Here is a 23348-nt window from a genome sequence, read left to right on the forward strand (position 1 = left end):
GTCAGTACATCCCCGGGTCGACCTTGTGGCCGAACTCGTGGGCGCCGAACATCTGCAGCGCCCGCTCGGGGTCGTTCGCGGCGTGCACCCGCCCGGCGTGGGCGTCGCGCCAGGCGCGCTGCAGGTAGGTGCCCTGAGTCAGCGCCCGGCCGCCGGAGGCCTCGAAGAGCTCGTCGATGGCGTCGATGGCGCGCTGGGAGCCGATGACCTGGTCGCGGCGCACCTTCAGGCGCAGCCGCAGCGGGATCTGCTCGCCCCTGGCCACGTGGGCCTGCTCCTCGCGGATGTTGCCCACCAGCAGCGCCCAGGCGGCGTCGATCTCGCTGGAGGCACGGGCGATCCGGACCATCGCGAAAGGGTCCTTCGAGGCCTTCTCCCCCAGGTACGCCGCCCGGCTGCGCTGCTGCTGCATCTCGACGTGCTCGGCGTAGGCGCCCATCGCCATCCCGATGATCGGGGTGGTGATGGTGCCGGTGAAGATCGAGTGGAAGGGGAGCTTGTAGAGGTCGCTGGTGTTCTGCGCCTGGCCCGGCCCGCGGCAGGAGCCGGTCTCGCCCATCGAGAGGGTGAAGGCCTCGGGCACGAACACGTCCTCGACGACGATGTCGTTGGAGCCGGTGCCGGCGAGCCCGACCATGTGCCACACGTCGTTGATGGTGTAGTCCGAGCGCGGGACCATGAACGTCTTGAAGTCGACGACGTTGCCGTCACCGTCGAAGACCAGGCCGCCGAGCAGCACCCAGCTGCAGTGGTCGGCGCCGGAGGAGAAGCTCCACTTGCCCGAGAGCCGGTAGCCGCCCTCGGTGACCACGGCCTTGCCGGTGGGTGCGTAGGAGGAGGAGAGCCGGGTGCTGGTGTCCTCGCCCCACACCGCCTGCTGCGCCTCGTCGGCGAACAGCGCGACCTGCCAGGGGTGCACGCCCACGACGCTGCTCACCCAGCCGGTGGAGCCGCAGGCCGAGGCGATGTCGCGCACCGCGGTGTAGAAGTCGACCGGGTCGGCCTCGTGGCCGTCGAAGCGGCGCGGCTGCAGGAGCTTGAAGAAGCCGGTCTCCTCCAGCTCCTTGATGTTGGCGTCGGGCACCACCCGGAGACGCTCGGCCTCGTCTGCGCGCTCCCGGAGGCCCGGGAGCAGGTCGCGCACGCCGTCGAGAACAGCCTGGGTCATCGCAATCTCCTGTCGGTGGAACGTGTTCCACCAAGATTAGAACACGTTCTAGTTAGGGACAAGTAACCGGCCCTCACCCGTTCGCGGCCGCCTTGTCGGCCTCGGCGCGCAGCATCAGCGCGATGTCGACGAGCTGGTCCTCCTGGCCCCCGATCAGCTTGCGCCGGCCGGCCTCGAGCAGGATCTTGGCGCCGGAGACGTCGTAGCGCTCGGCGGCGTTGCCGGCGTGCTTGAGGAAGCTGGAGTAGACGCCGGCGTAGCCCATCATCAGCGTCATCCGGTCGAGGCGGCACTCCTCGGGCATCGCGGGGCGGATCACGTCCTCGGAGGCGTCGACGACCTGCAGGAAGTCCACCCCGGTGCGCCACCCGAGCTTGTCGCAGACCCCGATGAAGGCCTCCAGGGGCGTGTTCCCCGCGCCCGCGCCGAAGCGGCGCACCGACCCGTCGATCTGGGTGGCGCCGGCCCGGGCGGCGATGACGGTGTTGGCGACGCCCAGCCCGAGGTTCTCGTGACCGTGGAAGCCCACGTCGGCGACGTCGCCGATCTCGGCGACCACCGCCGAGACCCGGTCCGCGGTCTGCTCCATCACCAGCGCGCCGGCCGAGTCGACGACGTACACGCACTGGCAGCCGGCCTCGACCATGACCCGCGCCTGGCGGGCCAGCACCTCCGGCGGCTGGGTGTGGCTCATCATCAGGAAGCCGACGGTCTCGAGGCCGAGCTCGCGGGCCAGCCCGAAGTGCTGGATCGAGGTGTCGGCCTCGGTGCAGTGCGTGGCGATCCGGCAGATCTGGCCGCCGTTGTCCTGCGCGGCACGGATGTCGTCCTTGGTGCCCACGCCCGGCAGCATCAGGAACGCGATCCGGGCCCGCACGGCCGTCTCGGCGGCGGTGCGGATCAGCTCCTGCTCGGGGGTGTGCGAGAAGCCGTAGTTGAACGACGAACCGCCCAGGCCGTCGCCGTGGGTCACCTCGATCACCGGCACGCCGGAGGCGTCGAGCGCGGCCACGATGTCGCGCACCTCGGTGGTGGTGAACTGGTGGCGCTTGTGGTGCGAGCCGTCGCGCAGGCAGGTGTCGGTCAGCCGCAGGTCGAGGTCGCCGCCGTGGCGCCCGCTCCAGGTGCGGGACAGGTCGTCGATGCCGGTCGAGTGGTTCATCGGGTCGCTCCCAGGGCCAGGGCCTGCATCGATCGGGCGATGGTGTCCCCGACGCGGGCCGCGGCGGCGGTCATGATGTCGAGGTTGCCGGCGTAGGGCGGCAGGTAGTCGCCGGCGCCCTCGACCTCGACGAAGACCGAGACCTTGAGCTGGCCCTGCGTGGCCGGCGAGGGCTCGTCGAGCTGCGGCTCCTGGAGCAGCCGGTAGCCCGGCACGTACTCCTGCACCGCCTTCTCCATCGCGGTCACCGAGGTCAGGATCGCGTCGCGGTCGGCCTCGGGCGGGACCGCGCAGTAGATCGTGTCGCGCATGATCATCGGCGGCTCGGCGGGGTTGAGGATGATGATCGCCTTGCCGCGCGCGGCCCCGCCGATGCTCTCGACCCCGGCCGCGGTCGTGCGGGTGAACTCGTCGATGTTGGCCCGGGTGCCGGGGCCGGCCGACATCGAGGAGACCGAGGCGACGATCTCGGCGTACGACACCCCACCGACGTCCTGCACGGCCCGGGAGACCGCGGCGACTATCGGGATGGTGGCCTGGCCGCCGCAGGTGATCATGTTGACGTTGGGCGCCTCGGCGTGGGCCTCGCCGTTGACCGGCGGGATGACCGCGGGACCGACGGCCGCGGGCGTCAGGTCGACGGCGCGGATGCCGGCCGCCTCGTAGCGCGGGGCGTACTCGCGGTGCACGTAGGCCGAGGTCGCCTCGAAGACCAGGTCGGGCAGCTCGTCCTGCGCCAGCAGCCAGTCGACGCCCTCGTGGGAGGCCTCGAGGCCGCGCTCGGCGGCCAGGCGCAGACCCTCGGACGCCGGGTCGACACCGATCATCCAGCGGGGCTCGACGTGCTCGCTGCGCAGCAGCTTGTACATCAGGTCGGTGCCGATGTTGCCGGGCCCGACGATGGCGGCGGTCAGCTTCTGGTTGCTCACGGGCGCCATGCTAGAACCTGTTACAGTTTTGCGCCATGACGGGTACGCCGCGCGCTCCTCGAGCCGCCTCCAGCAGCACCACCGGCAGCACCACCGGCACCATCACCGCCACCGACCCCCTGCCCACCGAGGTCGACGTCGTCGTCGTGGGCGCCGGCGGCGCCGGGATGACCGCCGCGCTGGCCGCCGGTGCCGCCGGGCACGACACCCTCCTGGTCGAGAAGAGCGGCTACTTCGGCGGCTCGACCGCCCGCTCCGGCGGAGGCGTGTGGATCCCCGGCAACTACGCGCTGCGCGAGGCCGGCCAGGTCGACCCCGACGACCACGAACAGGCGATGGCCTACCTCCAGGCGATCGTGGGCGACGCGGTGCCGCTGGAGCGCCGCGAGACCTACCTGCGCCGCGGCCCCGAGGTAATGGACTTCCTGCGCGAGCGCACCCCCCTGCGCTTCGCGTGGGTGCCCGGCTACAGCGACTACCTGCCCGAGCAGCCGGGCGGGCGGGCGGCGGGGCGCAGCTGCGAGCCGGTGCCGCTCGACGCCTCGTTCCTGGGCGAGGAGCTCGAGCGGCTGCACCCGCCGTACACCAAGGCGCCGGCCAACATGATCGTCACCCAGGCCGACTTCCGGAAGATCAGCCTGGGCATGCGCACCTGGCGCGGCCCGGCCACGATGCTGCGGGTGCTGGTGAAGCGGGTCGTCGCCGGCCTGCGCGGGCGCCGGATGTACGCGATGGGCAACGCCATCGTCATCGGCCTGCGCCAGGGGCTCGTCGAGGCCGGCGTGCCGGTCGCCTACGACACCGCGCTCGACGAGCTGGTCCTCGAGGACGGCCGCGTCGTGGGCATCCGGGTCACCCGCGACGGGCAGCGCCACGAGATCCGCGCGCGCCGCGGGGTGGTGCTGGGCAGCGGTGGCTTCGAGCGCAACCTGGAGCTGCGCGAGAAGTACCAGCCGCAGCCGACCTCGGTCGAGTGGACCACCGGGTCGCAGTTCAACACCGGCGCCGGGCTGCTGGCCGGCATCGCCGCCGGCGCGCAGACCGACCTGCTCGACGACTCCTGGTGGGGCCCCACGATCCCGCTGCCGGGGCGGCCGTGGTTCTGCCTGGCCGAGCGCAACCTGCCCGGCTCGATCATCGTCAACGGCGACGGGCGCCGCTTCATGAACGAGGCCCTGCCCTACGTCGAGGCCGTCCACGAGATCTACGCCGGCGAGGCCACCGGCGTGCAGCACGTGCCGGCCTGGATGGTCATCGACCAGCGCTACCGCAACCGCTACCTCTTCGCCGGGCTCGGCCCGCGCCAGCCCTTCCCCGGGCGCTGGTACAAGGAGGGCGTGATCAGGAAGGCCGACTCGCTCGAGGCCCTGGCCGAGCAGATCGGGGTGCCCGCCGCCCACCTGACCGCGACCGTGGAGCGGTTCAACGGCTTCGCCGCCACGGGTGTCGACGAGGACTTCCACCGCGGCGACTCCGCCTACGACAAGTACTACTCGGACCCGAGGGTCACGCCGAACCCGTCGCTGCACCGCATCGACCAGGGGCCGTTCTACGCCGTCAAGATCGTGCCCGGCGACCTCGGCACCAAGGGCGGGCTGGTCACCGACGAGAAGGCCCGGGTGCTGCGCCCCGACGGCTCGGTGATCGAGGGGCTCTACGCCGCGGGCAACGTGTCGTCGGCGGTGATGGGCCGCACCTACGCGGGCCCCGGCGCCACCATCGGACCCGCCCTCACCTTCGGCTACCTCGCCGTCGAGCACCTGACCGGGCAGGAGGCCCACTGATGCCCATCGACCCCGACCTCGCGATCGGCGCCGACCTCGGCACCCGCACCTTCTCCTGGGAACCCAGCGACGTGCTGCTCTACCACCTGGGCATCGGCGCGGGCTCGCGCCCGGGCGACCAGGTCGACGAGGCGGCGCTGCGCTGGACCCTCGACGGCCCCGGCCTGCAGGTGCTGCCGTCCTTCGGCGTGGTCGCCCCCACCTTCCACGAGACCGACCCGCCGCCGCTCGACCTGCCCGGCTGCGACATCGACCTCGCCCAGGTGGTGCACGGCTCGCAGTCGATCACCGTGCACGCCCCGCTGCCCCCGTCGGGCTCGGCGAGCGTGTCGACGCGGATCAGCGACGTGTGGGACAAGGGCAAGGCGGCCGTGATCTGGCAGGAGGCCACCGCCACCACCGACGACGGCACCGCGCTGTGGACCACCCGCTCGTCGATCTTCGTGCGCGGCGAGGGCGGCTGGGGCGGCGAGCGCGGCACGTCGGCGGCCGTCGAGCTGCCCGACAGGGCGCCCGACACCGAGACGTCGTACGACGTCACCCCGCAGCAGGCGCTGCTCTACCGGCTCTGCGGCGACCGCAACCCGCTGCACGCCGACCCCGCCTTCGCGCAGGCCGCCGGCTTCCCCGCTCCGATCCTGCACGGGCTGTGCTCCTACGGCATCGTGCTGCGCGAGCTGACCGAGCAGCTGCTCGACGGCGACGCCGCCGCGGTCGGCGGGTTCACCGCCCGCTTCGCGGGGGTGGTCTTCCCCGGGGAGACGATCGGGGTGCGGGGCTGGCGCGAGGGTGACCGGGTCGTCGCCTCGGCCACGGTCGTCGGTGGTGGGCGCGACGGCTCGCCGGTGCTGGCCGACTGCGTCCTCGACCTCGCCTGAGACCCCGAGCGGGCGCGCCGGACCTAGCGGGCGTCGAGCTGCTCGCGCACCCACCGCACCGTCGGCGCCGTGCGCACGGTCCCGCGCGAGAACACCGTCGGCACGGTCGCGTCGCCGCCGTTGACGCTGCGCACGCGCGCGAGGGCGTCGGGGTCGCTGGAGATGTCGACCCACACGACGCGCCTGCCGGTCAGCAGCAGGCCCAGGCGCAGCTTGAGGCAGTGGTGGCAGCCCGGTCGCCAGTAGACCACCGGCAACCGCTCCTCGCGCCCCCGCTTGCGCCCGGCCGCGTCGCCCGGCGAGCTGGGGAACAGCAGCGGCGAGAGCAGGAACGCCAGCACGATCATCACCAGCGCGCCGAGCACCGAGCCGACACCCGGGTCGCTGCCGAGCATCACCCCGGCCGCCACCAGCAGCGCGGCGGAGCCGCCCCAGCGGCCCATCAGGGCTGCCCGCCCAGCACGTAGAGGCGCTGGCTGGTCTCACCCAGCGCCGCCCGCGGGCCGCGCACGAACCACTCCACGTCGACCAGGCCGGCCGCCTCGACGGCCGCCACGACCTCGCCCGGGTCGTGCTGCACGAACCCGAGGCCGCCCTCCCCGAGGTCGACGTCGAACCAGCTGTCCAGGCGGCGCACCTCGTGGCCGGCCTGCAGGGCGACCAGCAGCACTTTCCCGGGCGCCAGCGGGCGGGCCAGCGCGGCCACGGCGTCCGGCAGCTCGGAGCCGGCGAGGTGGGTCAGCGAGTGCCAGGCCAGCACCGCGCCCCAGCCGGCGGCGGACTCCGGGCGCATCAGCCGGCGCAGGTCGCCGGTCTCGTAGCGGACCCCCGGGTGCCGCTCGCGCGCCTGGGCGACCATCTCGGGGGTCAGGTCCAGGCCGCGGGCGTCGGCCCCCAGACCCGCCAGGTGGGCGGTCACGTGGCCCGGCCCGCAGCCGGCGTCGACGACCGGCAGCCCGTCGGCGGCCTGCACGACCCGCTCGAGCAGCCAGCGCTCGAACGGCAGGTCGTCGAGCTCGCCGGAGAAGCGCTCGGCGTAGGGCCCGGCCACGGCGGCGTACGCCGCGCGGACCCGCTCGTCGCGGCGCTCCGGGCCGTCGGCGAGCGGGCTCTCCCGGTCGACCGGGGCTGCCGCCGCCGGGGCCGGCTCGGCCTCGGTGGGTCCCAGCAGGTGCACCCACCGGTGGTCCTGCTCGCGGGGGCGGCGCTCGAGCTGGCGGACCAGCGGCTCCTCGCGCGCGGCGAGCCGGGCCAGGCAGGCGGCCACCTCGTCGCGGTCCGCGAAGGTGTGCAGCCGCTCGGTGCGGGTGCGCAGCTCGCCCGGCGACTGCGCCCCGCGCAGCAGCAGCACGGTGAGCAGCGCCCGCTCGTCGTCGCCCAGGCCCAGCACCTCGTCGAGGGCCTGGTGGTACTTCAGGGTGCGGCGCCCGGTGTCGGACCACACGATCCGCAGCAGGCCGCGCTCCTTGAGCGCGTGGGCGGTCTGCTTGACCTGCTCCTCGTCGAGGTCGGTGACCGGGTCGCGGCTGCTGGACTGGTTGCAGGCGGTCCGCAGGGCGCCGAGCGTCATCGGGTACGAGGCCGGGACGGTCACCTGCTTCTCCAGCAGGGCGCCGAGGACACGCTGCTGGGTCGCGTCGAGTGGCTGGTCGAGCATGCGCCCAACCTACGTGGCGCGCGGGCCGCGCCGCGGGCGACTCACAGGTCGTGCACCTCGCCGGCGTCGGGGTCCCAGTGCCGCAGCCCGCCCAGGCGCAGCTCGAGGTCGGCGTCGACACCGGCCAGCGCCTCCAGCGCCCGCGGCACGTCGCCCGGCTCCAGGCGGCGCGCCAGCGTCACGTGCGGCACCCAGCCCAGGTGGCGCCGCTCCGGCACCTGCACGCGCACCGCGAGCACGCGGCGTACGACGTCGTCGGCGAGCTGGACGGGCCGCGCCAGGGTGACCCAGCCCTCGCCCAGCAGGAGCACGCCGCCGACCAGCGCGGTGACCGGCAGCAGCGGGGCGAGCCGGGCCCGGGCCACGTCGAAGGCGGCGTCGGGCAGCTGCTCGGCCTCCACGACGCTGACGTGCGGGGCGTTGGTGCTGCCGCGGTGGTCGAGCTGCGAGGGCAGGCCCGCGTCGTGCAGCGCCTGCCACTGGGCGCGCACCGCCTCCTGCCCGGCGTCGTCGGGGACCAGCTCGAAGGAGTGCAGGCGCGGCATCCGCCCATCCTGCCCCGGCACCCCCGTGCCACGATCACCCGCATGGCCTGGTTCGTGCTCGTGATCTCCGGTGTCCTCGAAGCGGTGTGGGCCACGGCCCTGGGCCGGTCCGACGGGCTGAGCCGACCGGTGCCGTCGGTCGTCTTCGGCGTCGCGGTGGTGCTGAGCATGCTCGGCCTGGCGCAGGCGATGCGCACCCTGCCGGTCGGCACGGCGTACGCCGTGTGGGTCGGCATCGGCGCGTCGCTGACGGTCGCCTACGCGATGGTCACCGGCGACGAGCCCGCCGACCTGGCGCGCGTCGCGCTGCTGGTGGGCCTGGTCGGCTGCATCGTGGGCCTCAAGCTCGTCAGCTGAGGCACCGAGCGGCGGCCCCTCACGCCGTCTCGAGGACGGTGGTGCGCCGCCTGGGCAGGTGGTCGGAGTCGTAGCCGACCTCGAGCGCGAGCTCGACCGTCGTGACCGCCGAGACCGGGGCGCCCCCGACGAAGGACTCCAGGCGCGCGCCGAGCGAGCGCTGCTCGGCGACCAGCTGCTGGGCGGGTGTCTCGCTGGCAGCATGGCGCAGGTACGCGATGGCGACCCCGTACAGCACGGCCAGGTCCTCGTCGCTGAGCGAGTACGGGAGGGTCGGGGCCCCGGGGATCTCGTAAGGCCGGGCCACGAGCCGCAGCCGGGCAGTCGTCATCAGGTCGTCCGCTGCGATCAACGGGTCGCGGCTGACGATCTCCCGGGGTCGCAGGTCGACCAGGCGCAGGCGCCACCGCCCGAACCAGCGCCACGACCAGCCGGGCTCCAGGACGCCGGGACGTCCGAGCAGCTCGCCGCGGTGCCCCTCGGGCACGCGCAGCAGCGACGCCCGGACGAGGGCCGCGGACACCAGCAGGACGGGCAGGACGAGGATGGCAGCTCCGAGCAGCAGACCCATGCCGGCATCGTACGGAGGACCGCTCAGCTGAGCCACCGAGCGGCGCGCCGGCTGTGGACAGCCTTCGTCGCGGGCTCCATCCGGTCGTAGAGGTTCGCGATCATCCGCGAGCGCGGGTTGCCGGCGAAGACCGCGTGGTGGTCGCGCACGAAGGTCCAGTAGAGGGCGTCCCAGTCGGCCTCCCAGTCGCCGCGCGGCAGGTCGCTCATCTTGCGCAGGTAGTTGGACCCCGACACGTACGGCTTGGTGGTGACCGCCTCGCCGGAGGCGAACTGGCTCATCGCGTGGACGTTGGGCACCATCACCCAGTCGTAGGCGTCGACGAACATCTCCATGAACCACTCGTGGACGGCCTCGGGGTCGGTGCGCAGCAGGCACATCGCGTTGCCCAGCACCATCAACCGCTCGATGTGGTGGGCGTAGCCGGTCTCCAGCACCCGCCGCAGCACCAGGTCGACGGGCTCGAGCCCGGTCTGCGCGGTCCACCAGCCCTCGTCGAGCGGCCGGGCGTGCTCGAGGTGGTTGCGGCTGCGCAGCCGGCGCCCCCACAGCACGTAGCAGGCGCGCATGTACTCCCGCCAGCCGATCACCTGCCGCACGAAGCCCTCCAGGCTGGGCAGCGGCACGTCGTGGGCCTCGGCGTGGTCGAGCGCGCGCTCGAGGACGTGGCGCGGGTCGAGCAGGCCGATGTTGAGCCCCGGCGTCATGAGCGCGTGGAAGACGTAGGGGTGCGTGGCCGAGATCGCGTCCTCGAAGGGGCCGAACTGCTCGAAGCGCTCGGTGAGGAACTCGTCGTACGACGCCTCCGCCTCGTCGTGCGAGGTCGGCCAGCCGAACCCGGCGGGGTCGCCGGGGTTGTCGGGGAAGGCCCGGCGCACCCAGGCGATCGCGTCCTCGACGTGCGGGTGCCGCTCGTCCCGGCCGGGCCACGACACCCGGGGCACCGGGTGCGCCCTCGGCAGCTTCTTGCGGTTGTCCTCGTCGAAGGACCAGCGACCGCCCACCGGCTCGCCCGTGTCGGTGACCAGCACGTCGAGGCGCTTGCGCTGCCACGAGTAGAAGTGCTGCATCCGCGCGCTGCGCCCGCGCGGCCCCGACGCGCCGTCGAAGTGCTCGGCCAGCTGGGCGCGGGTGGTGAGGAAGCACGGGGAGTCGAGGACGTCCTCGGCGCGCAGCGCGTAGCCCCCGTCGGCCAGCGCCGCGGTCAGGTCGCGGCTGAGCCAGTCGTCCACGACGTCGTACGCCGTCACCTGCTGCGGCGCGAGCCGCTCGACGAGCGTGGCGAGCGCCCGCCGGCTGGTGGTGCGCCCGTCGGTGTCGACCTGCTCGACGGTGAAGCCCGCCTCGCGCAGCCGGTCCGCGAACCGGCGCATGCTGGCGCGGTGCAGGACCAGCTTGTGGGTGTGGAAGCGGTACTGCCGGAAGAGCAGGTCGTGCTCGACCAGCACGAAGACGGTGCCGCTCGGCGCCTCGAGGTGCTCGACGAAGAGCTGGTGCGGCAGCACCAGCCGCACGTGCGCGGTCGACGGCATGACCCGACCCTAGGCAGGCCGCTCGCGCTGGTCCCTCACCCACGGGGTCAGCCGGCCCACGTCATCGCCACGACCGTGCCGACCAGCAGGATCTCCAGGACCAGGACCAGCAGGGCGACGCTGGCCAGGGTGCTGGCGCACGTGGACGGCTCGCGCGCGGCAGCGGAGCCCGGGCGGCCGGAACCCGCGCCCACCCAGGCGAGACCGAGCAGCGGGGCCACCGGGACCGCCAGGAGCACCGACACGTGCGGCACGATCGCCGACAGCCACCACCAGCCCGCTCCCGGGCCATCGGCGAAGGCCGCGACGACCCACGGCAGCTGCGCGAGGACGACGAAGCCCGCCAGCACCCAGGTCGCGACCACCAGGACGCGTCGCAGGTCGTGCTGCAGCTGGGCGGGCCGCTCCCCGTCCTCGACGGGGAAGCGGTGGTCGGGCTGGACGGGACCGGGCATGTGCCCACCCTAGGTGCGCCGTCGCCCCTAGAGTCGGCGCATGACGCAGCCCGACCGGCCGGACTGGCCCGGCTCCTGGACCCCCGGCTCGCACACCGTCGACGGGGTCACCCACCCGACCTACCGCCGCGGCACCGGGCCCGGCGTGGTCGTGCTGCACGAGATCCCCGGCCTGACCGCCGAGGTGGTCGGCTTCGCCGACGAGCTCGTCGACGCCGGCTACACCGTGGTGCTGCCGCACCTCTTCGGCGAGGCCGGCCGCCCGATGAGCGTGGGGCAGGTCGCGAAGGTCCTGCCCCGGGTGTGCATCAGCCGCGAGTTCACCGTCATGGCCACCGGGGAGACCTCACCGGTCGTGGCCTGGCTCCGCGACCTCGCCCGCACCCTGCACGACGAGCTCGGCGGCCCCGGCGTCGGCGCGCTCGGGATGTGCCTGACCGGCGGGTTCGCCCTCGCCATGGCCGTCGACACCTCGGTCGCCGCCCCGGTGCTGTGCCAGCCGTCGCTGCCGTTCGCCGTCGGTCGTCGCCGCTCCGCCGACCTGGGCCTCTCCCCCGCCGACCTCGACGCCGTCAAGCGGCGCGGCTGCAGCGTGCTGGGCCTGCAGTTCGAGAAGGACCCCACCACCGGGACCCGCTTCGACACCCTCGACCGCGAGCTCGGCGACGCGTTCCTCCGCGTCGACCTGCTCGGCCGGGGCCACTCGACCGTGACCGTGCACCGCCGCCAGGAGGCGGTCGACCGGGTGCTCGGCTTCTTCGAGGAGGTCCTCGGCGCCTAGCCCCGCGCGGAGTGGTCACTGACGACACCGCCGACGCTCGCCGCGACGTCATCTGTGACCACTCTGCGGTGAGAGCCCGCGACGCCACCCACGTGCGGGCGCTGCTCGGCTTCTTCGAGGAGGTCCTCGGCGCCTCAGCCGGTCGCTCGGCGCAGGACCCGCCGCAGGTGCTGCTCGAGCCGCTGGCACTCGTCGTACGCCGTCACCCAGGCGCTTCGCCCCGGCGGCGGCAGGAAGCCGACCACGTCCATGACGTCGAAGTACGGCTGCGGCTCGACCCCGGTCCGCGCGACGTACGCCGCGGCGAAGGCGTCGGCACGGTCGCTGCCGTGGCGGACGGCGATGTTGGTGCAGCAGTGCGCGACGTCGAGCCACGTCGGTCCGACGGACGTCTCGACCCAGTCCACGACCCCGGTCACCCGCCCCCGTGACCACAGCACGTTGCGGTGGTGGAAGTCGCGGTGGACCAGCCGCGGCTCGTGCGCGGGAGGCGCGGTGCGCAGCAGGTCGAACGCGCCCTCCCAGACACCCCGGTCGCAGGCCCACGCCGGGACGACGTGCTTCGCCTCCCACGCCCAGGACTCGTAGGCCCGCAGCCCGGGGAGGGGCGGGACGTCGTGGACCGCGGCCAGCACCCGGGCCAGCTCGTCCAGCGACTCGTCGTCCACGCGGTCGGCGTCGACCGCCCCGGGGACGAGCGTCATCAGGTGGGCCGGGACGCCGCAGGCCGCCCCGTCGGCGTCGAGGGCCAGGGAGCGCGGCGCCGGCACAGCGGTGCCCACCAAGACCTGCTGCACCTCGCTCTCGCGGGTGGTCAGGCCGGCGCCGTGGCTGCGCCAGGGCTCCCGGTCCACCAGCCGCAGGACGACGTCTCGGTGGGACTGCGTCGACAGCGCCAGCATCGTCGACGTCCAGCCGCCGACCAGCTCCCGTGAACCCGTGACCTGCGAGGTCCGTCGCGCCGCCCAGTCGAGCGCGGGTCCCAGGTCCACGCGGTCGCGAGGCCCAGCGGCATCCAGCTTCCTCACCCCACGTCGGCGGTGCCGAAGAGCGTCTCGGACTCGTCGACCCCGTCGAGCGCGACCGCGTCGCCGAGTCGTACGACGCCGCCCTCGAGCACCCGGCACACCGACCCGCCGCGCCGGCGCAGGGCGGCCTGCGCCCCGACACCGATGGTGTCGTCGAGCAGCTTGCAGGGCGCGGCGACCCGCACGACCTCGAGCACGACCGGCCCGACGCGGATGATGCTGCCGGGCGCCTGGGGCACCACGCCGTCGGAGACGGTGATGTTGCGCCGGGTCAGCGCGGCCGGCACCTCCGCGCCGAAGACCTCGGTGGCCTCGTCGAGCGACTGCTGGCTCTGGATCGTGACCTGGCGGTGCCGGGCTCCGTGGTAGCGGTCACCGACGATCCCCCGCGCGGTCTCGACCTCGACCTGCTCGGAGGGACGCATCGGGAGCCGTCGGCCCTTGGCGGTGTGGAGCAGCGAGACGGTCGGCACCCGACGAGCCTAGGCCGACAGCACCAGCCCGCTGGTCGGCACACCGGTGCCGGCGGTGACCAGCACGTGCGAGGACGAGGCGGCCTCGACCTGGTTGACCGCGGTGCCGCGCACCTGGCGCACCCCTTCGGCGATGCCGTTCATCCCGTGCAGGTAGGCCTCGCCGAGCTGCCCGCCGTGGGTGTTGAGGGGCAGCCGTCCCCCGATCTCGATCGCCCCGTCGGCCACGAACCCCGGCGCCTCGCCGCGACCGCAGAAGCCGAGCTCCTCCAGCTGCATCAGCACGTACGGCGTGAAGTGGTCGTAGAGGATCGCCATCGGCATGTCGTCGGGCCGCAGCCCCGACTGGCGCCACAGCTCGCGGCCGACCACGCCCATCTCCGGGATGCCGATGTCGTCGCGGTAGTAGGAGGTCATCACGAACTGGTCGCGCCCGCTGCCCTGCGCCGCGGCCGTGACGTACGCCGGCTTCTGCGCGAGGTCGCGCGCCCGCTCGGCCGAGACGACCACGATCGCCTGGCCGCCGTCGGACTCCTGGCAGCAGTCGAGCAGGTGCAGCGGGTCGACGATCATCCGTGAGGCCTGGTGGTCCTCCAGCGTGATCGGGCGGCCGTGGAAGAAGGCGTGCGGGTTGGTCGCCGCGTGCCGGCGGTCGGCGACCGCCACCCGGCCGAAGTCCTCGGAGGTGGCGCCGTACTCGTGCATGTAGCGGCGAGCCTGCATCGCGACCGTGGCCGCGGGGGTGCCCAGGCCCATCGGGTAGGACCAGGCGTTGTCGAGCCCGTTGGTGTTGACCTGGGTGTTGGCGGCCACCGAGACCTGGCCGAAGCGGGCGCCGGAGCGCTCGTTGAAGGCGCGGTAGCAGACCACCACGTCGGCGACACCCGTCGCGACGGCCATCGCGGCCTGCTGCACGGTGGCGCAGGCGGCCCCGCCGCCGTAGCTGATCCGGCTGAAGAAGCGCAGCTCGCCGATGCCGAGCTCGCGGGCCACCGCGATCTCGCTGCTGGAGTCCATGGTGAACGTCGTCAGCCCGTCGACGTCGCCCATCGTGAGCCCGGCGTCCTCGACGGCGGCCCGCACCGCCTCGACGGCCAGCTGCAGCTCCGAGCGCCCTGACTCCTTGGAGAACTCGGTGGCGCCGATGCCCGCGATCGCGGCCCTCCCGGACAGCGAGCGGCTCACGCGGCCTCCTCCCCCACGGCCACGCGCACGGTGCCGATGACGTGGTCGCCCAGCGACACCGCCCCGGTCACCCGCAGCTCCGCGACCCCGTCGGCGACCCCGACGACCTCCCCGGTGAAGCGCAGCGTGTCGTACGGGTACGCCGGCGCACCCAGCCGGATCGAGATCCCGCGCACGTCGACGTGGTGGCCGAGGTGGTCGGTGACGTAGCGCTCGACCAGCCCGGTCGAGGTCAGGATGTTGAGGAAGATGTCCTTCGACCCGGCCGCCTGCGCGACGTCCCGGTCGTGGTGGACGTCCTGGAAGTCCCGGGTCGCCAGCGCGGTGCTCACCACCAGCGTGGGCGTGATCGGCAGGGTCCACTCCGGCAGCACCGCACCAGGGGTCAGGGTGGTCATGCGCGCCTCCAGGTCGGCAGGGTCAGGTCGTCGTCGACGCGGCGCAGCTCGACCTGCACGGGCATCCCGATCTCGACCTCGTCGTCGGCCACGTCGAGGAGCTCGCCGAGCATCCGCGGCCCCTCCTCGAGCTCCACGAGCGCGATCAGGATCGGCAGCTGCTTGCCGGGCACCGGCGGGTGCCGGTGCACGACGTAGGAGAAGACGGTCCCGCGCCCCGAGACGACCACGTGGCCGCGGTCCAGCGCGAGGCACTCCGGGCACGACGGCCCGGGCGGGTGCCGCAGGGTCCCGCAGGCGTTGCAGGTCTGCACCCGCAGCTCGCCCGCAGCGGTGCCCTCCCAGAAGAAGGCGGTGTCGCGGTTCTGCTGCGGCCGCAGCACGGCGCTCGTCGAGGTGCTCACGTGGCACCTCCCGGCACGAACTTCAGCACCCGGAAGAGCATCGAGGCCACCGCCTCCGACTCGCCGCCGTCGTGGTCGACGTACCAGGTCGAGCGCGAGGTCACGAAGTAGCCCACGCCCATGCCGGTGCGCTTGGGCCCGACCACCGAGTCGAGCGCGGTCGTCACCCGCACCCGCTCCCCCACCCGCAGCGTGCGGTGATAGGTCTGGTCGGAGTTCGTGCCGAGCACCGCGGTGAAGCCGGCGTCGGTGAGCACGCCCATCATCGCGTGCAGCGGGTCGTCGTCGCCGGCCCGGCCGCCCTGGCCGTACATCGTCCACACCTGGGCCATGGACGGCGGCGCCTCGCCCTCGCGCCAGCGCGGGTTGTCGTTGCCCATCGCCTCGACCCAGTTGTTGATCGTCGGCTGGTTGACCGGGTCGCGCGCCCACCGCTGCGCCGCCTCACCCCAGCCACGGATCCGCTCGGCCTCGGCCAGCACCCGCTCGTGGACCTCGGCGGCCACCCCGTGCAGCTCCTGCACCTCCGCGCTCATCGCGGCACCCGCGGCAGGCCCAGCCCGAAGACGGCGATCAGCTCGCGCTGGACCTCCTGCACCCCGCCACCGAAGGTGAGCACGAGGTTGCGCTTGGCCTGGGCGTCCAGGTACTCCAGCAGCGCGCGGGTCGCGGGCTCGGCGGGGTCGCCGTGCCGGTGCACGAGCCCGACCAGGTCGGCGGCCAGGTGCTGGACCTGGTCGGCGGCGAAGACCTTCGACGACGACGCGTCGCCGACCGAGACCTCGCCGTGCTCGCCGGCCCGGGCGACGTCCCAGTTGAGCAGCTCGTTGACCCGGAAGGCGGCGGTCACCCGACCCATCACGTCGACGACGTCGGGCCGGTCGAGCACCCCCTGCGCGGCCGCCCACCGGGCCACCCGGTCGCGCAGCCCCTCGATGCGCCCGGCCGGGCCGAGCATCACCCGCTCGTGGTTGAGCTGGGTGGTGATCAGCCGCCAGCCCTGGTTCTCCTCGCCGACCAGCATGTCGACGGGCACCCGCACGTCGTTGAAGTACGTCGCGTTGACGTGGTGGGAGCCGTCGGCGGTGATGATCGGGGTCCAGGAGTAGCCCGGGTCGGTGGTGTCGACGATGAGGATCGAGATGCCCTGGTGCTGGGGCGCGTCGGGGTCGGTGCGCACCGCGAGCCACAGGTAGTCGGCCTGGTGGCCGCCGGTGGTCCACAGCTTCTGGCCGTTGACGACGTAGTGGTCGCCCTCGCGCCTGGCGGTGGTGCGCAGCGAGGCCAGGTCGGTGCCGGCGTCGGGCTCGGAGTAGCCGATCGCGAAGTGCACGTCGCCGCGCAGGATGCGCTCGAGGAACATCTCCTTCTGCTTCGGGGTGCCGTAGCGGATCAGGGTCGGGCCGACGGTCTGCAACGTCACCGCGGGCAGGTGCACGTCGGCCCACTGCGCCTCGTTGGCGAAGATCGTCTGCTCGACCTCCCCGAGGCCGCGCCCGCCGTACTCGGTGGGCCAACCGACACCCATCCACCCGTCCTCGCCCATCCGGCGCACGGTGCGCTGGTAGGTCTCGCCGTGCCTGTCGACGCCCATCTCGCGGTGCTCGTCCTCGCCGGCCAGCGAGGTGAAGTAGGCACGCACCTCGGCCTTGAGCTCGCGCTGGGCCCTGGTGAGCTCGAGGTTCTTGGCCGCGGCCGACTCGACCGGCACGTCGCCGGGGAGCGTGTCGAGGTCGTGGGCCAGGTCGGTGATCCACGAGAAGTAGCGGTGCAGCGGGTAGGTCTCGTCGACGCCGGTGCCGCCGTGCAGGTGGTGGCAGGTGCGCAGCGCCGCCGGCCCCTGGGCGCACACCCAGTACGCCGCCACGGCGAGGTCGTCGCGCGCGTCGAGGCCCGTGCCGACCCGCCAGGCGGCGTTGCGGGCCGCGAGCTCGGTGGTGCGCGCGGCGACGTAGACGTCGGCCGCCTGCATCGCGACGGCCTGGAACTGCGCGAGCGCGCGCCCGAACTGGCGGCGCTCCTTGACGTGGGCCGCGGTCAGGTCGCGGGCGCCGGCGAGGATGCCGGCGGCGGTGAGGCACCGGCCGGCGGTCGCGTGGGCGAGCAGCGTCTCGGCAGCACCGTCCTCGAGCAGCTCGGCGGGGGCGAGGTCGAGCACGACCGTGTGCCGGGCGATCCGGCTCGACGACGGCGACTCCTCCAGCCGCACCCCGGGGCCGGCCGGGTCGACCAGCGCGACCACGGTCCGCTCGCCGTCGCGGGCGGTGACCAGCAGGCGGGCGGCGTCGAGGGCGTGGGTGACCGCGATCTTGCGCCCGCTCACCGCCCCGTCGGCGTACGTCGTGGTGGGCGGGTCCCCGGGTCGTGCCCCGCGCTCGCGCAGCGCGGGGCTGAGCACGACCTCACCGGCGGCCACGCCGGGCAGCCACTCCTTGCGCTGGGCGTCGGTGCCGTGCCCGACCAGGGTCGGCACCGCGCAGGCCAGGGTCTCCCACACCGGCAGGCGGACCGCCCGGGCCCCGGTCTGGTGCAGCAGCACCCCGACCTCGGCCAGCCCCAGCCCCTCGCCTCCGTGCTCCTCGGGCACCGGCAGGCCCAGCAGGCCGGCGGCGGCCAGGTCGGCCCAGGTGGCGTCGCGGTCGAGGGCCTCGCGCACCACCGCGCGCACCGCCTCCACCGACTCCCGGTGCTCCTCGACGTCGTACCCGTCCTGCGCCACGGCCCGGCCTCCACTCTCTGCATACGCGTGATCCGTCAAAGAACTGTAACGTGTTCTACCTCATGCGCCAGTGCTGCACCAGCACGACCGGCGCGCCGAACCGAAGGCGCAGGAGCATCCCGTTGCGAGTCCCGCACCCCCGACACCTGCTCACCTCCTCGACGTACGTGCCGTTCGTGCAGGTGCCGCCGGGGCGGGTGGTCGAGCTGCCCGGGCGCGGCAGCACGTTCGTGACCGACACCCCCGGCCCCTCGCCGCAGGCGCAGACCGTGGTGCTGCTGCACGCCCTGGGGTGCACCGGGCTGCTCACCTGGTTCCCCTCGATCCCCCGACTGGCGCAGCGCTACCGGGTGGTGACCCTCGACCAGCGCTGGCACGGACAGGGGATCCGCAGCGAGAGGTTCTCGCTGCGCGACTGCGCCGACGACGTGGCGGCCCTCCTCGACGTGCTCGGCGTGGAGCGGGCCCTGGTCGCGGGCTACTCGATGGGCGGCGTGGTCGCCCAGCGCGTCTGGCGCCAGCACCCGGACCGGGTGGCGGGCCTGGTCCTGGCGGCCACCAGCGACCGCTTCCAGCTGACCGTGGCCGAGCGGGCGTTCTTCACCGGGATGGGGGTCTCCATGCTCGGCACGCGCGGCATCGCCCGGTCCCGGGTGGCCACCCGCGCGGCCCGCTCGACCGCCAGGGCGCTGGACGTCGACGCCTCCGACATCCAGGCGTGGGCCCTGCGCGAGTTCCGCAGCACCAGCCCGTGGGCGGTGGCGGAGGCGCTCACCGCGCTCGGGCGCCACCACTCCCGCCCGTGGCTGGGGCGCGTCGACGCCCCGACCGCCGTCGTGGTGACCACCCGCGACCGGGTCATCCCGCCGGCTCGTCAGCTCGCGCTGGCCCGCGCGGTGCCGGGCGCCACCGTGCACGACATCGAGGCGGGCCACGCCGCCTGCGTGCTGGAGGCCGAGGTGTTCGTGCCGGCCGTCGTGGAGGCGGCCGCCACCGTCACCGCGCGGGTGCGGTGACGCCGGGGCCGTCCACGAGCCCCGCCAGCTCGTCGAGGGCCGCCGGGAAGCGCTGCACCAGGTCGTCGACGTCGGGCATCGACTCGCGGCAGGCGATCACCCCGACGTGCAGCTCGCCCGCGTTGGACATCACCGTGATGTTGAGCCCGGCACCGTGGAAGACCGGTCCCAGGGGGTAGAGCGCCTCGATGCGGGCGCCCACGAAGTACAGCGGGACGGGCGGGCCCGGCACGTTGGAGATCACCAGGTTGTGCACCACCGGGTGCTTCTCGGCCAACCGCAGACCGGCGTAGGCGCGCACGGCGAGACCGAAGGTGCGGGGCGCGGCGAACTCGGCCCAGTCCTGCAGCGAGTCGGCGCTGATCGCGTTGTGGTGGTCCTTGGCGTGCCGGTTGCGCACGGCGAGGTCGCGCACCCGCTCGAGGGGGTCCTCGATGTCGGTGCCCAGGCGGGTGAAGAGCGCGGAGACCTTGTTGGCGCCGTCGGAGCGCCGCGAGGAGCTGCGCACCGAGACCGGCACGGTGGCCAGCAGGGAGTCGGTGGGCAGCTCGCCGCGGTCCAGCAGGTAGGAGCGCAGCGCGCCGCCGGCCACGGCCAGCACCACGTCGTTGACGGTCGTGCCGGTCGCCCTCTTGACCGCCCGCACCTGCTCGAGGTCCATGTCGGCGAGACCGATGCTGCGGTGCGAGGTGATGGTGCCGTTGAACGAGGTCCGCGGGGCCGTGAGCGGGGCGGCCATCGCCGTGCCGTTGCGGGCCCGGCCCACGGTCCTGGTCACCAGGGTGGCCGAGGGGCTGACCAGCCGGGCGAGCTGCAGCGGGCGGGTGGCGGTGCTGAGCACCCCGCGCCCCAGCAGCTCAGCCGGGCCGGGCTCGCGCCCGTGCGTCGCCCGGGGGGCCGGGGTCAGGGGCGCGTCGGTGGCCGAGAGCGCGCACAGGTGGGAGATCAGGTTGGCGCCCGAGACCCCGTCGACCGTCGCGTGGTGCATCTTGCTCAGCACCACGACCTTGTCGCCCTCGTACCCCTCGATGACCCACATCTCCCACAGCGGCCGGGAGCGGTCGAGCGGCAGGCCCGCCAGGTGACCGGCGAGCTCGGTGAGCTCGCGGTAGCCGCCGGGCGTGGGCAGGGCGAGCCGGTGCACGTGCCGCTCGATGTCGAAGGACCTGTCGCGCACCCACACCGGGTGGTCGAGGCCCAGCGGCACGCGGCGCAGGCGGCGGGTGAAGGCCGGCACGTCGCGCACGTGGCCCTCGATCCCCGCGCGCAGGCGCTCGAAGCCGTAGCCGCCCGGCATCGTGGAGACGTCGAGCACCAGCAGCCCGCAGACGTGCATCAGCTGCGCCGGGGTCTCGAGGTACAAGAAGCTGGCATCGAGGCCCGACAACCGGTCCATGGAGCGCCTTCCGTAGGAATGAAACGTGTTCTAGTTTTGCACAGGTCCGCGGATTCCGCACACCTGCCGCGACGGCTCCCCCGCCGCCCTAGAGTGCGCGCCATGGCCTTCCTCCGACGCCAGGTCGTGACCGCTGCCCTCGTGGCCAACGCCGTGCGCCCCGTGCCGGGCTACCGCACGGCCCTGCTCTCGTTCTTCCCCAGCTGGCTGGTCGGCGAGCTGGCCCCGCACGTGCTGGCCGCCACCGTGGCCGACGCCGCCGCCCACGCGACGGGCCCCCGCCGTGACGCCCGGGGCCTGGCCCTGGCCGCCGCCAGCTCGGCGGGCCTGGCCCACCTCGTCGACCAGAGCCGACGGGTGCGCCGGGTGGCCGAGGAGTCGTTGACCGAGGCGCTCGGGGCCGACTACGAGGACGGGCTGGAGACGCGGCCGAGCCCGGCCGACCTGGCCCTGCCGTGGCGCCGGCTGGTCTACCCGTTCCGGATGCGCGAGCCGCGGGTGCGTGTGGAGCGCGACATCGCCTACGACGACGCACTGGGGCGCCGGGGCATGCTCGACGTCTACCGGCCGGTCGACCCCCCGCCCGAGGGCGCCCCGGTGCTCCTCCAGGTGCACGGCGGCGGCTGGACCATCGGCCGCAAGGACCAGCAGGGGATCCCGCTGATGCAGCACCTGGCGGCCAAGGGCTGGGTGTGCGTGGCGGTCAACTACCGCCTGGCCCCGCGCGACCGCTGGCCGGCCCAGATCGAGGACGTCAAGAAGACCATCGCCTGGGTGCGCGAGCACATCGGCGCCTACGGCGGCGACCCCGGCTACATCGCCATCACCGGCGGCTCCGCCGGGGGCCACCTCGCCGCCCTCGCGGCGCTGACGCCGCACCGTCGCGAGTGGCAGCCCGGGTTCGAGGACGCCGACACCAGCGTGCAGGTCGCGGTGCCGCACTACGGGATCTACGACTTCGCCGGCTCGACCGGGGTGCGCGCCGCCGAGCTGATGCGCGACCGGTTCCTGGGCCCGCGCGTCCTGGGCCGCCGCTGGGCCGAGGACCCGGAGGTCTTCGAGGACGCCTCCCCCATCCTGCAGGTCACCGACCGGGCCCCCGACATGTTCGTCCTCCACGGCCGGCACGACTCGCTCGCGCCGGTGGAGCAGGCGCGGCTCTTCGTCGAGCGCCTGCGCAGCACCTCGCGCCGCTCGGTCGTGTACGCCGAGCTGCCGGGCGCCCAGCACGCCTTCGACGTCTTCCCCTCGATCCGCAGCGCGCACGTCGTGCGGGCCATCGACCGCTACCTGCACTGGCACTGGCACACCCACCGCAGTGCCCGGGCCGGCGCCGCGACCTAGTCCCCCCGGGCGGTCTGCTCGCCGATGGCGCGGTGCTCCAGCGCCACGGCCAGGCGCCCGGCCCGGGCGAGGGTGGCGTCGAGGTGGTCGAGCGGCGCGAGCACCGCGCGGCGCTCCTCGTCGTCGAGGGAGGAGCGCTCGAGGCGGCCCTGGGCCAGGTGCACGCCGAGCTGCAGGGCGGTCAGCGCGTTGTTGAGGTCGTGCACCAGCGCGCGCGTGTCGGGAGCCACGTCCGGCCCGGCCTCGACGACCGCGGCCGGCGCCGCGTCGGGCGGCGCGGCGATCCAGCGGTAGCCCGCGCCGCTCTCGGTGGCGACGTAGGTGGGGCGCTCGGCGGGGTCACCGAGCTTGGCGCGCAGCGACCGGACGTGGGTGCGCAGGGCCGCGCGGGACTCCTCGCCCCGCCCCTCCTCCCACACCCGGGCCAGCAGCCAGCGGTGGGTGAGCAACCGGCCGGGGTGGGCCGCGAGCTCCTCGAGCAGGCGCCACTCCGTGGGGGTGAGGTGCACGGGGTCGCCGTCGACGACCACCGTCCGCGCACCCAGGTCGACCACGAGCCGGCCCAGGTCGAGCACCGCCGGCCGCGCGCCGGCCGGGTCGCCCTCGGCGGCGCCGCTGCGCCGCAGGAGGGCCCGCAGCCGCGCACCCAGCTCCTCGACACCGAAGGGCTTGTCGAGGTAGTCGTCGGCCCCGGCCTCGAGGGCCTGCACCTTGCGCGACTCCTCGGTGGAGCCCGAGAGAATCAGCACCGGCACCGTCGAGAGAGACCGGAAGCGCCGGACCACGTCGAGCCCGTGGGCGTCGGGGAGGCCGAGGTCGAGCACCACGGCGTCGGGTCGTGCCGTGGTCAGCAGGTCCAGCCCGCCCCGGGCGTCGGGCGCCACCACCACCTCGAAGCCCACCCGTCCCAGCGCGCCGCGCAGGGCCTGGCGCAGCGCGGGGTCGTCGTCGACCACGAGGACCTTCGCCATGTCGCGAGCCTAGTGCCGCGCCAGGACGATCCTCACGCTTTCCTCACACCGTCGGCACCGTTCCACACGCCGACCCGACGCCGACGGGGCCACGGTGGGGGGACAGCCCGGGAGCCGCTCGGGGCGAGGGAGGACGACATGGCGACGATCCTGGTCGTGGACGATGACGACGACATCCGCGAGCTCGTCGAGCTCGCGCTGACCACCGAGGGCCACGATGTCGCCACCTGCCCCGACGGTGCCCGAGCGCTGGACCACCTCGAGCAGCAGCCCGTCGACCTGGCGATCGTCGACGTGAGCATGCCGGTGCTCGGCGGGATCGGGTTCACCGCGTCGCTGCGCAGCATGGAGCGGCGCTCGCACGGCCGCCGACCGCGCACCACCGTGGTGCTGCTCTCGGCCCTGACCGCGCCGGAGGACATCGACGCGGGTCTCGCGGCCGGCGCCGACGGCTACCTGCCCAAGCCTTTCCGGGTCGCGGACCTGACCCGCGTCGTCCAGCTGCACCTGGACCGCCGTGCGCCGAACGCCGACCCGCTGCAGGCCGAGGACTGCCGCGAGGCCCAGGGCAGCCGGTGACGACGCACCCGGTCCT

25 protein-coding genes are annotated in these 23348 nt (G+C 74.0%); 7 read left to right on the forward strand and 18 right to left on the reverse strand.

Annotated elements, in window-relative coordinates; all coding sequences use genetic code 11:
* Position 1: 1 nt before the first annotated feature.
* The 3 genes from hsaA to OCU29_RS14220 all read right to left on the reverse strand — a co-directional run bounded on the left by hsaA (position 2) and on the right by OCU29_RS14220 (position 3259).
* Positions 2–1168: a 3-hydroxy-9,10-secoandrosta-1,3,5(10)-triene-9,17-dione monooxygenase oxygenase subunit gene (hsaA, locus tag OCU29_RS14210; RefSeq protein WP_261820424.1), complete on the reverse strand. Its 1167-nt coding sequence runs from the start codon at positions 1166–1168 to the stop codon at positions 2–4.
* 73 nt (positions 1169–1241) lie between these two features.
* A complete protein-coding gene (gene dmpG / locus OCU29_RS14215) occupies positions 1242–2330 on the reverse strand; it encodes a 4-hydroxy-2-oxovalerate aldolase (RefSeq protein WP_179616685.1) in 1089 nt (362 codons plus the stop codon).
* Positions 2327–3259, reverse strand: a complete 933-nt coding sequence (locus OCU29_RS14220) for an acetaldehyde dehydrogenase (acetylating) (protein WP_261820425.1) — start codon at positions 3257–3259, stop codon at positions 2327–2329. Before OCU29_RS14220 ends, dmpG begins: the two co-directional genes overlap by 4 nt.
* A 35-nt stretch (positions 3260–3294) precedes the next feature.
* On the opposite strand from OCU29_RS14220, the gene kstD reads away from it, so the two are divergent.
* Positions 3295–5043: a 3-oxosteroid 1-dehydrogenase gene (gene kstD, locus OCU29_RS14225; RefSeq protein WP_261820426.1), complete on the forward strand. Its 1749-nt coding sequence runs from the start codon at positions 3295–3297 to the stop codon at positions 5041–5043.
* A complete protein-coding gene (locus tag OCU29_RS14230) occupies positions 5043–5921 on the forward strand; it encodes a MaoC/PaaZ C-terminal domain-containing protein (RefSeq protein WP_261820427.1) in 879 nt (292 codons plus the stop codon). The genes kstD and OCU29_RS14230 overlap by 1 nt, the downstream gene beginning before the upstream one ends.
* A gap of 23 nt (positions 5922–5944) precedes the next feature.
* Here OCU29_RS14230 and OCU29_RS14235 read toward each other — a convergent pair whose 3' ends face one another.
* The 3 genes from OCU29_RS14235 to OCU29_RS14245 are packed head-to-tail and all read right to left on the reverse strand — an operon-like array spanning position 5945 to position 8123.
* Positions 5945–6364 (reverse strand): glutaredoxin domain-containing protein, encoded by a 420-nt coding sequence (locus tag OCU29_RS14235; RefSeq protein WP_261820428.1) that lies wholly within the window; start codon positions 6362–6364, stop codon positions 5945–5947.
* On the reverse strand, positions 6364–7578 hold the full coding sequence (locus OCU29_RS14240) for a DUF480 domain-containing protein (protein ID WP_261820429.1): 1215 nt from the start codon (positions 7576–7578) through the stop codon (positions 6364–6366). Before OCU29_RS14240 ends, OCU29_RS14235 begins: the two co-directional genes overlap by 1 nt.
* Positions 7579–7619: 41 nt before the next feature.
* Complete coding sequence (locus tag OCU29_RS14245; RefSeq protein WP_261820430.1) at positions 7620–8123, reverse strand: 2'-5' RNA ligase family protein; 504 nt, start codon at positions 8121–8123, stop codon at positions 7620–7622.
* 42 nt (positions 8124–8165) lie between these two features.
* Between OCU29_RS14245 and OCU29_RS14250 the strand changes: the two genes are divergently transcribed.
* A complete protein-coding gene (locus tag OCU29_RS14250; RefSeq protein ID WP_179616692.1) occupies positions 8166–8480 on the forward strand; it encodes a multidrug efflux SMR transporter in 315 nt (104 codons plus the stop codon).
* A gap of 19 nt (positions 8481–8499) precedes the next feature.
* Here OCU29_RS14250 and OCU29_RS14255 read toward each other — a convergent pair whose 3' ends face one another.
* The 3 genes from OCU29_RS14255 to OCU29_RS14265 are packed head-to-tail and all read right to left on the reverse strand — an operon-like array spanning position 8500 to position 11038.
* Positions 8500–9051, reverse strand: coding sequence for an SPFH domain-containing protein (locus OCU29_RS14255; RefSeq protein ID WP_261820431.1), 552 nt, complete (start codon positions 9049–9051; stop codon positions 8500–8502).
* Positions 9052–9074: 23 nt separating this feature from the next.
* Positions 9075–10583 (reverse strand): cryptochrome/photolyase family protein, encoded by a 1509-nt coding sequence (locus tag OCU29_RS14260; protein WP_261820432.1) that lies wholly within the window; start codon positions 10581–10583, stop codon positions 9075–9077.
* A gap of 47 nt (positions 10584–10630) precedes the next feature.
* The gene (locus OCU29_RS14265; protein ID WP_261820433.1) at positions 10631–11038 is read right to left on the reverse strand and encodes a hypothetical protein; all 408 of its coding nucleotides are present in this window, start codon (positions 11036–11038) and stop codon (positions 10631–10633) included.
* A 40-nt stretch (positions 11039–11078) separates the two neighbouring features.
* Between OCU29_RS14265 and OCU29_RS14270 the strand changes: the two genes are divergently transcribed.
* Positions 11079–11819 (forward strand): dienelactone hydrolase family protein, encoded by a 741-nt coding sequence (locus OCU29_RS14270; protein ID WP_261820434.1) that lies wholly within the window; start codon positions 11079–11081, stop codon positions 11817–11819.
* Between the two features lie 134 nt (positions 11820–11953).
* Here OCU29_RS14270 and OCU29_RS14275 read toward each other — a convergent pair whose 3' ends face one another.
* The 7 genes from OCU29_RS14275 to OCU29_RS14305 are packed head-to-tail and all read right to left on the reverse strand — an operon-like array spanning position 11954 to position 18026.
* Positions 11954–12811: a phosphotransferase family protein gene (locus OCU29_RS14275; RefSeq protein ID WP_261820435.1), complete on the reverse strand. Its 858-nt coding sequence runs from the start codon at positions 12809–12811 to the stop codon at positions 11954–11956.
* A gap of 32 nt (positions 12812–12843) precedes the next feature.
* Complete coding sequence (locus OCU29_RS14280) at positions 12844–13320, reverse strand: MOSC domain-containing protein (protein ID WP_261820436.1); 477 nt, start codon at positions 13318–13320, stop codon at positions 12844–12846.
* 9 nt (positions 13321–13329) lie between these two features.
* Positions 13330–14505 carry a lipid-transfer protein gene (locus tag OCU29_RS14285; protein WP_261820437.1) on the reverse strand — a complete coding sequence of 392 codons (1176 nt, stop codon included), beginning with the start codon at positions 14503–14505 and terminating at the stop codon, positions 13330–13332.
* Positions 14502–14903 carry a MaoC/PaaZ C-terminal domain-containing protein gene (locus OCU29_RS14290; protein ID WP_261820438.1) on the reverse strand — a complete coding sequence of 134 codons (402 nt, stop codon included), beginning with the start codon at positions 14901–14903 and terminating at the stop codon, positions 14502–14504. Before OCU29_RS14290 ends, OCU29_RS14285 begins: the two co-directional genes overlap by 4 nt.
* Positions 14900–15307, reverse strand: a complete 408-nt coding sequence (locus tag OCU29_RS14295) for a Zn-ribbon domain-containing OB-fold protein (RefSeq protein WP_261820439.1) — start codon at positions 15305–15307, stop codon at positions 14900–14902. The genes OCU29_RS14290 and OCU29_RS14295 overlap by 4 nt, the downstream gene beginning before the upstream one ends.
* Positions 15304–15843: a MaoC family dehydratase N-terminal domain-containing protein gene (locus OCU29_RS14300; RefSeq protein ID WP_261820440.1), complete on the reverse strand. Its 540-nt coding sequence runs from the start codon at positions 15841–15843 to the stop codon at positions 15304–15306. The genes OCU29_RS14295 and OCU29_RS14300 overlap by 4 nt, the downstream gene beginning before the upstream one ends.
* Positions 15840–18026 carry an acyl-CoA dehydrogenase gene (locus OCU29_RS14305; RefSeq protein WP_261820441.1) on the reverse strand — a complete coding sequence of 729 codons (2187 nt, stop codon included), beginning with the start codon at positions 18024–18026 and terminating at the stop codon, positions 15840–15842. Before OCU29_RS14305 ends, OCU29_RS14300 begins: the two co-directional genes overlap by 4 nt.
* Positions 18027–18148: 122 nt before the next feature.
* On the opposite strand from OCU29_RS14305, the gene OCU29_RS14310 reads away from it, so the two are divergent.
* Entirely contained in the window at positions 18149–19042 is an 894-nt protein-coding gene (locus OCU29_RS14310; RefSeq protein WP_261820442.1) for an alpha/beta fold hydrolase, read from the forward strand.
* Here the strand turns inward: OCU29_RS14310 and OCU29_RS14315 are convergent.
* A complete protein-coding gene (locus OCU29_RS14315; protein WP_261820443.1) occupies positions 19023–20438 on the reverse strand; it encodes a wax ester/triacylglycerol synthase family O-acyltransferase in 1416 nt (471 codons plus the stop codon). The genes OCU29_RS14310 and OCU29_RS14315 overlap by 20 nt on opposite strands.
* A gap of 102 nt (positions 20439–20540) precedes the next feature.
* Between OCU29_RS14315 and OCU29_RS14320 the strand changes: the two genes are divergently transcribed.
* Complete coding sequence (locus tag OCU29_RS14320; protein WP_261820444.1) at positions 20541–21782, forward strand: alpha/beta hydrolase; 1242 nt, start codon at positions 20541–20543, stop codon at positions 21780–21782.
* On the opposite strand, the gene OCU29_RS14325 is transcribed toward OCU29_RS14320, so the two are convergent.
* Entirely contained in the window at positions 21779–22753 is a 975-nt protein-coding gene (locus tag OCU29_RS14325) for a response regulator transcription factor (protein ID WP_261820445.1), read from the reverse strand. The genes OCU29_RS14320 and OCU29_RS14325 overlap by 4 nt on opposite strands.
* A 138-nt stretch (positions 22754–22891) precedes the next feature.
* Here OCU29_RS14325 and OCU29_RS14330 point away from each other — a divergent pair, with 138 nt between their 5' ends.
* On the forward strand, positions 22892–23332 hold the full coding sequence (locus OCU29_RS14330) for a response regulator (RefSeq protein ID WP_261820446.1): 441 nt from the start codon (positions 22892–22894) through the stop codon (positions 23330–23332).
* Positions 23333–23348: the final 16 nt, after the last annotated feature.

The organism is Nocardioides sp. OK12 (assembly GCF_024341885.1).
GTDB lineage: Bacteria > Actinomycetota > Actinomycetes > Propionibacteriales > Nocardioidaceae > Nocardioides > Nocardioides marinisabuli.

What these genes read in the sequence shown, in the direction of transcription:
- hsaA (WP_261820424.1), bottom strand. Translation starts at nt 1,168, where the DNA reads ATGACCCAGGCTGTTCTCGACGGCGTGCGCGACCTGCTCCCGGGCCTC.
- dmpG (WP_179616685.1), bottom strand. Translation starts at nt 2,330, where the DNA reads ATGAACCACTCGACCGGCATCGACGACCTGTCCCGCACCTGGAGCGGG.
- kstD (WP_261820426.1), top strand. Translation starts at nt 3,295, where the DNA reads ATGACGGGTACGCCGCGCGCTCCTCGAGCCGCCTCCAGCAGCACCACC.
- OCU29_RS14230 (WP_261820427.1), top strand. Translation starts at nt 5,043, where the DNA reads ATGCCCATCGACCCCGACCTCGCGATCGGCGCCGACCTCGGCACCCGC.
- OCU29_RS14235 (WP_261820428.1), bottom strand. Translation starts at nt 6,364, where the DNA reads ATGGGCCGCTGGGGCGGCTCCGCCGCGCTGCTGGTGGCGGCCGGGGTG.
- OCU29_RS14240 (WP_261820429.1), bottom strand. Translation starts at nt 7,578, where the DNA reads ATGCTCGACCAGCCACTCGACGCGACCCAGCAGCGTGTCCTCGGCGCC.
- OCU29_RS14245 (WP_261820430.1), bottom strand. Translation starts at nt 8,123, where the DNA reads ATGCCGCGCCTGCACTCCTTCGAGCTGGTCCCCGACGACGCCGGGCAG.
- OCU29_RS14250 (WP_179616692.1), top strand. Translation starts at nt 8,166, where the DNA reads ATGGCCTGGTTCGTGCTCGTGATCTCCGGTGTCCTCGAAGCGGTGTGG.
- OCU29_RS14255 (WP_261820431.1), bottom strand. Translation starts at nt 9,051, where the DNA reads ATGGGTCTGCTGCTCGGAGCTGCCATCCTCGTCCTGCCCGTCCTGCTG.
- OCU29_RS14260 (WP_261820432.1), bottom strand. Translation starts at nt 10,583, where the DNA reads ATGCCGTCGACCGCGCACGTGCGGCTGGTGCTGCCGCACCAGCTCTTC.
- OCU29_RS14265 (WP_261820433.1), bottom strand. Translation starts at nt 11,038, where the DNA reads ATGCCCGGTCCCGTCCAGCCCGACCACCGCTTCCCCGTCGAGGACGGG.
- OCU29_RS14270 (WP_261820434.1), top strand. Translation starts at nt 11,079, where the DNA reads ATGACGCAGCCCGACCGGCCGGACTGGCCCGGCTCCTGGACCCCCGGC.
- OCU29_RS14290 (WP_261820438.1), bottom strand. Translation starts at nt 14,903, where the DNA reads ATGACCACCCTGACCCCTGGTGCGGTGCTGCCGGAGTGGACCCTGCCG.
- OCU29_RS14300 (WP_261820440.1), bottom strand. Translation starts at nt 15,843, where the DNA reads ATGAGCGCGGAGGTGCAGGAGCTGCACGGGGTGGCCGCCGAGGTCCAC.
- OCU29_RS14315 (WP_261820443.1), bottom strand. Translation starts at nt 20,438, where the DNA reads ATGGACCGGTTGTCGGGCCTCGATGCCAGCTTCTTGTACCTCGAGACC.
- OCU29_RS14320 (WP_261820444.1), top strand. Translation starts at nt 20,541, where the DNA reads ATGGCCTTCCTCCGACGCCAGGTCGTGACCGCTGCCCTCGTGGCCAAC.
- OCU29_RS14325 (WP_261820445.1), bottom strand. Translation starts at nt 22,753, where the DNA reads ATGGCGAAGGTCCTCGTGGTCGACGACGACCCCGCGCTGCGCCAGGCC.
- OCU29_RS14330 (WP_261820446.1), top strand. Translation starts at nt 22,892, where the DNA reads ATGGCGACGATCCTGGTCGTGGACGATGACGACGACATCCGCGAGCTC.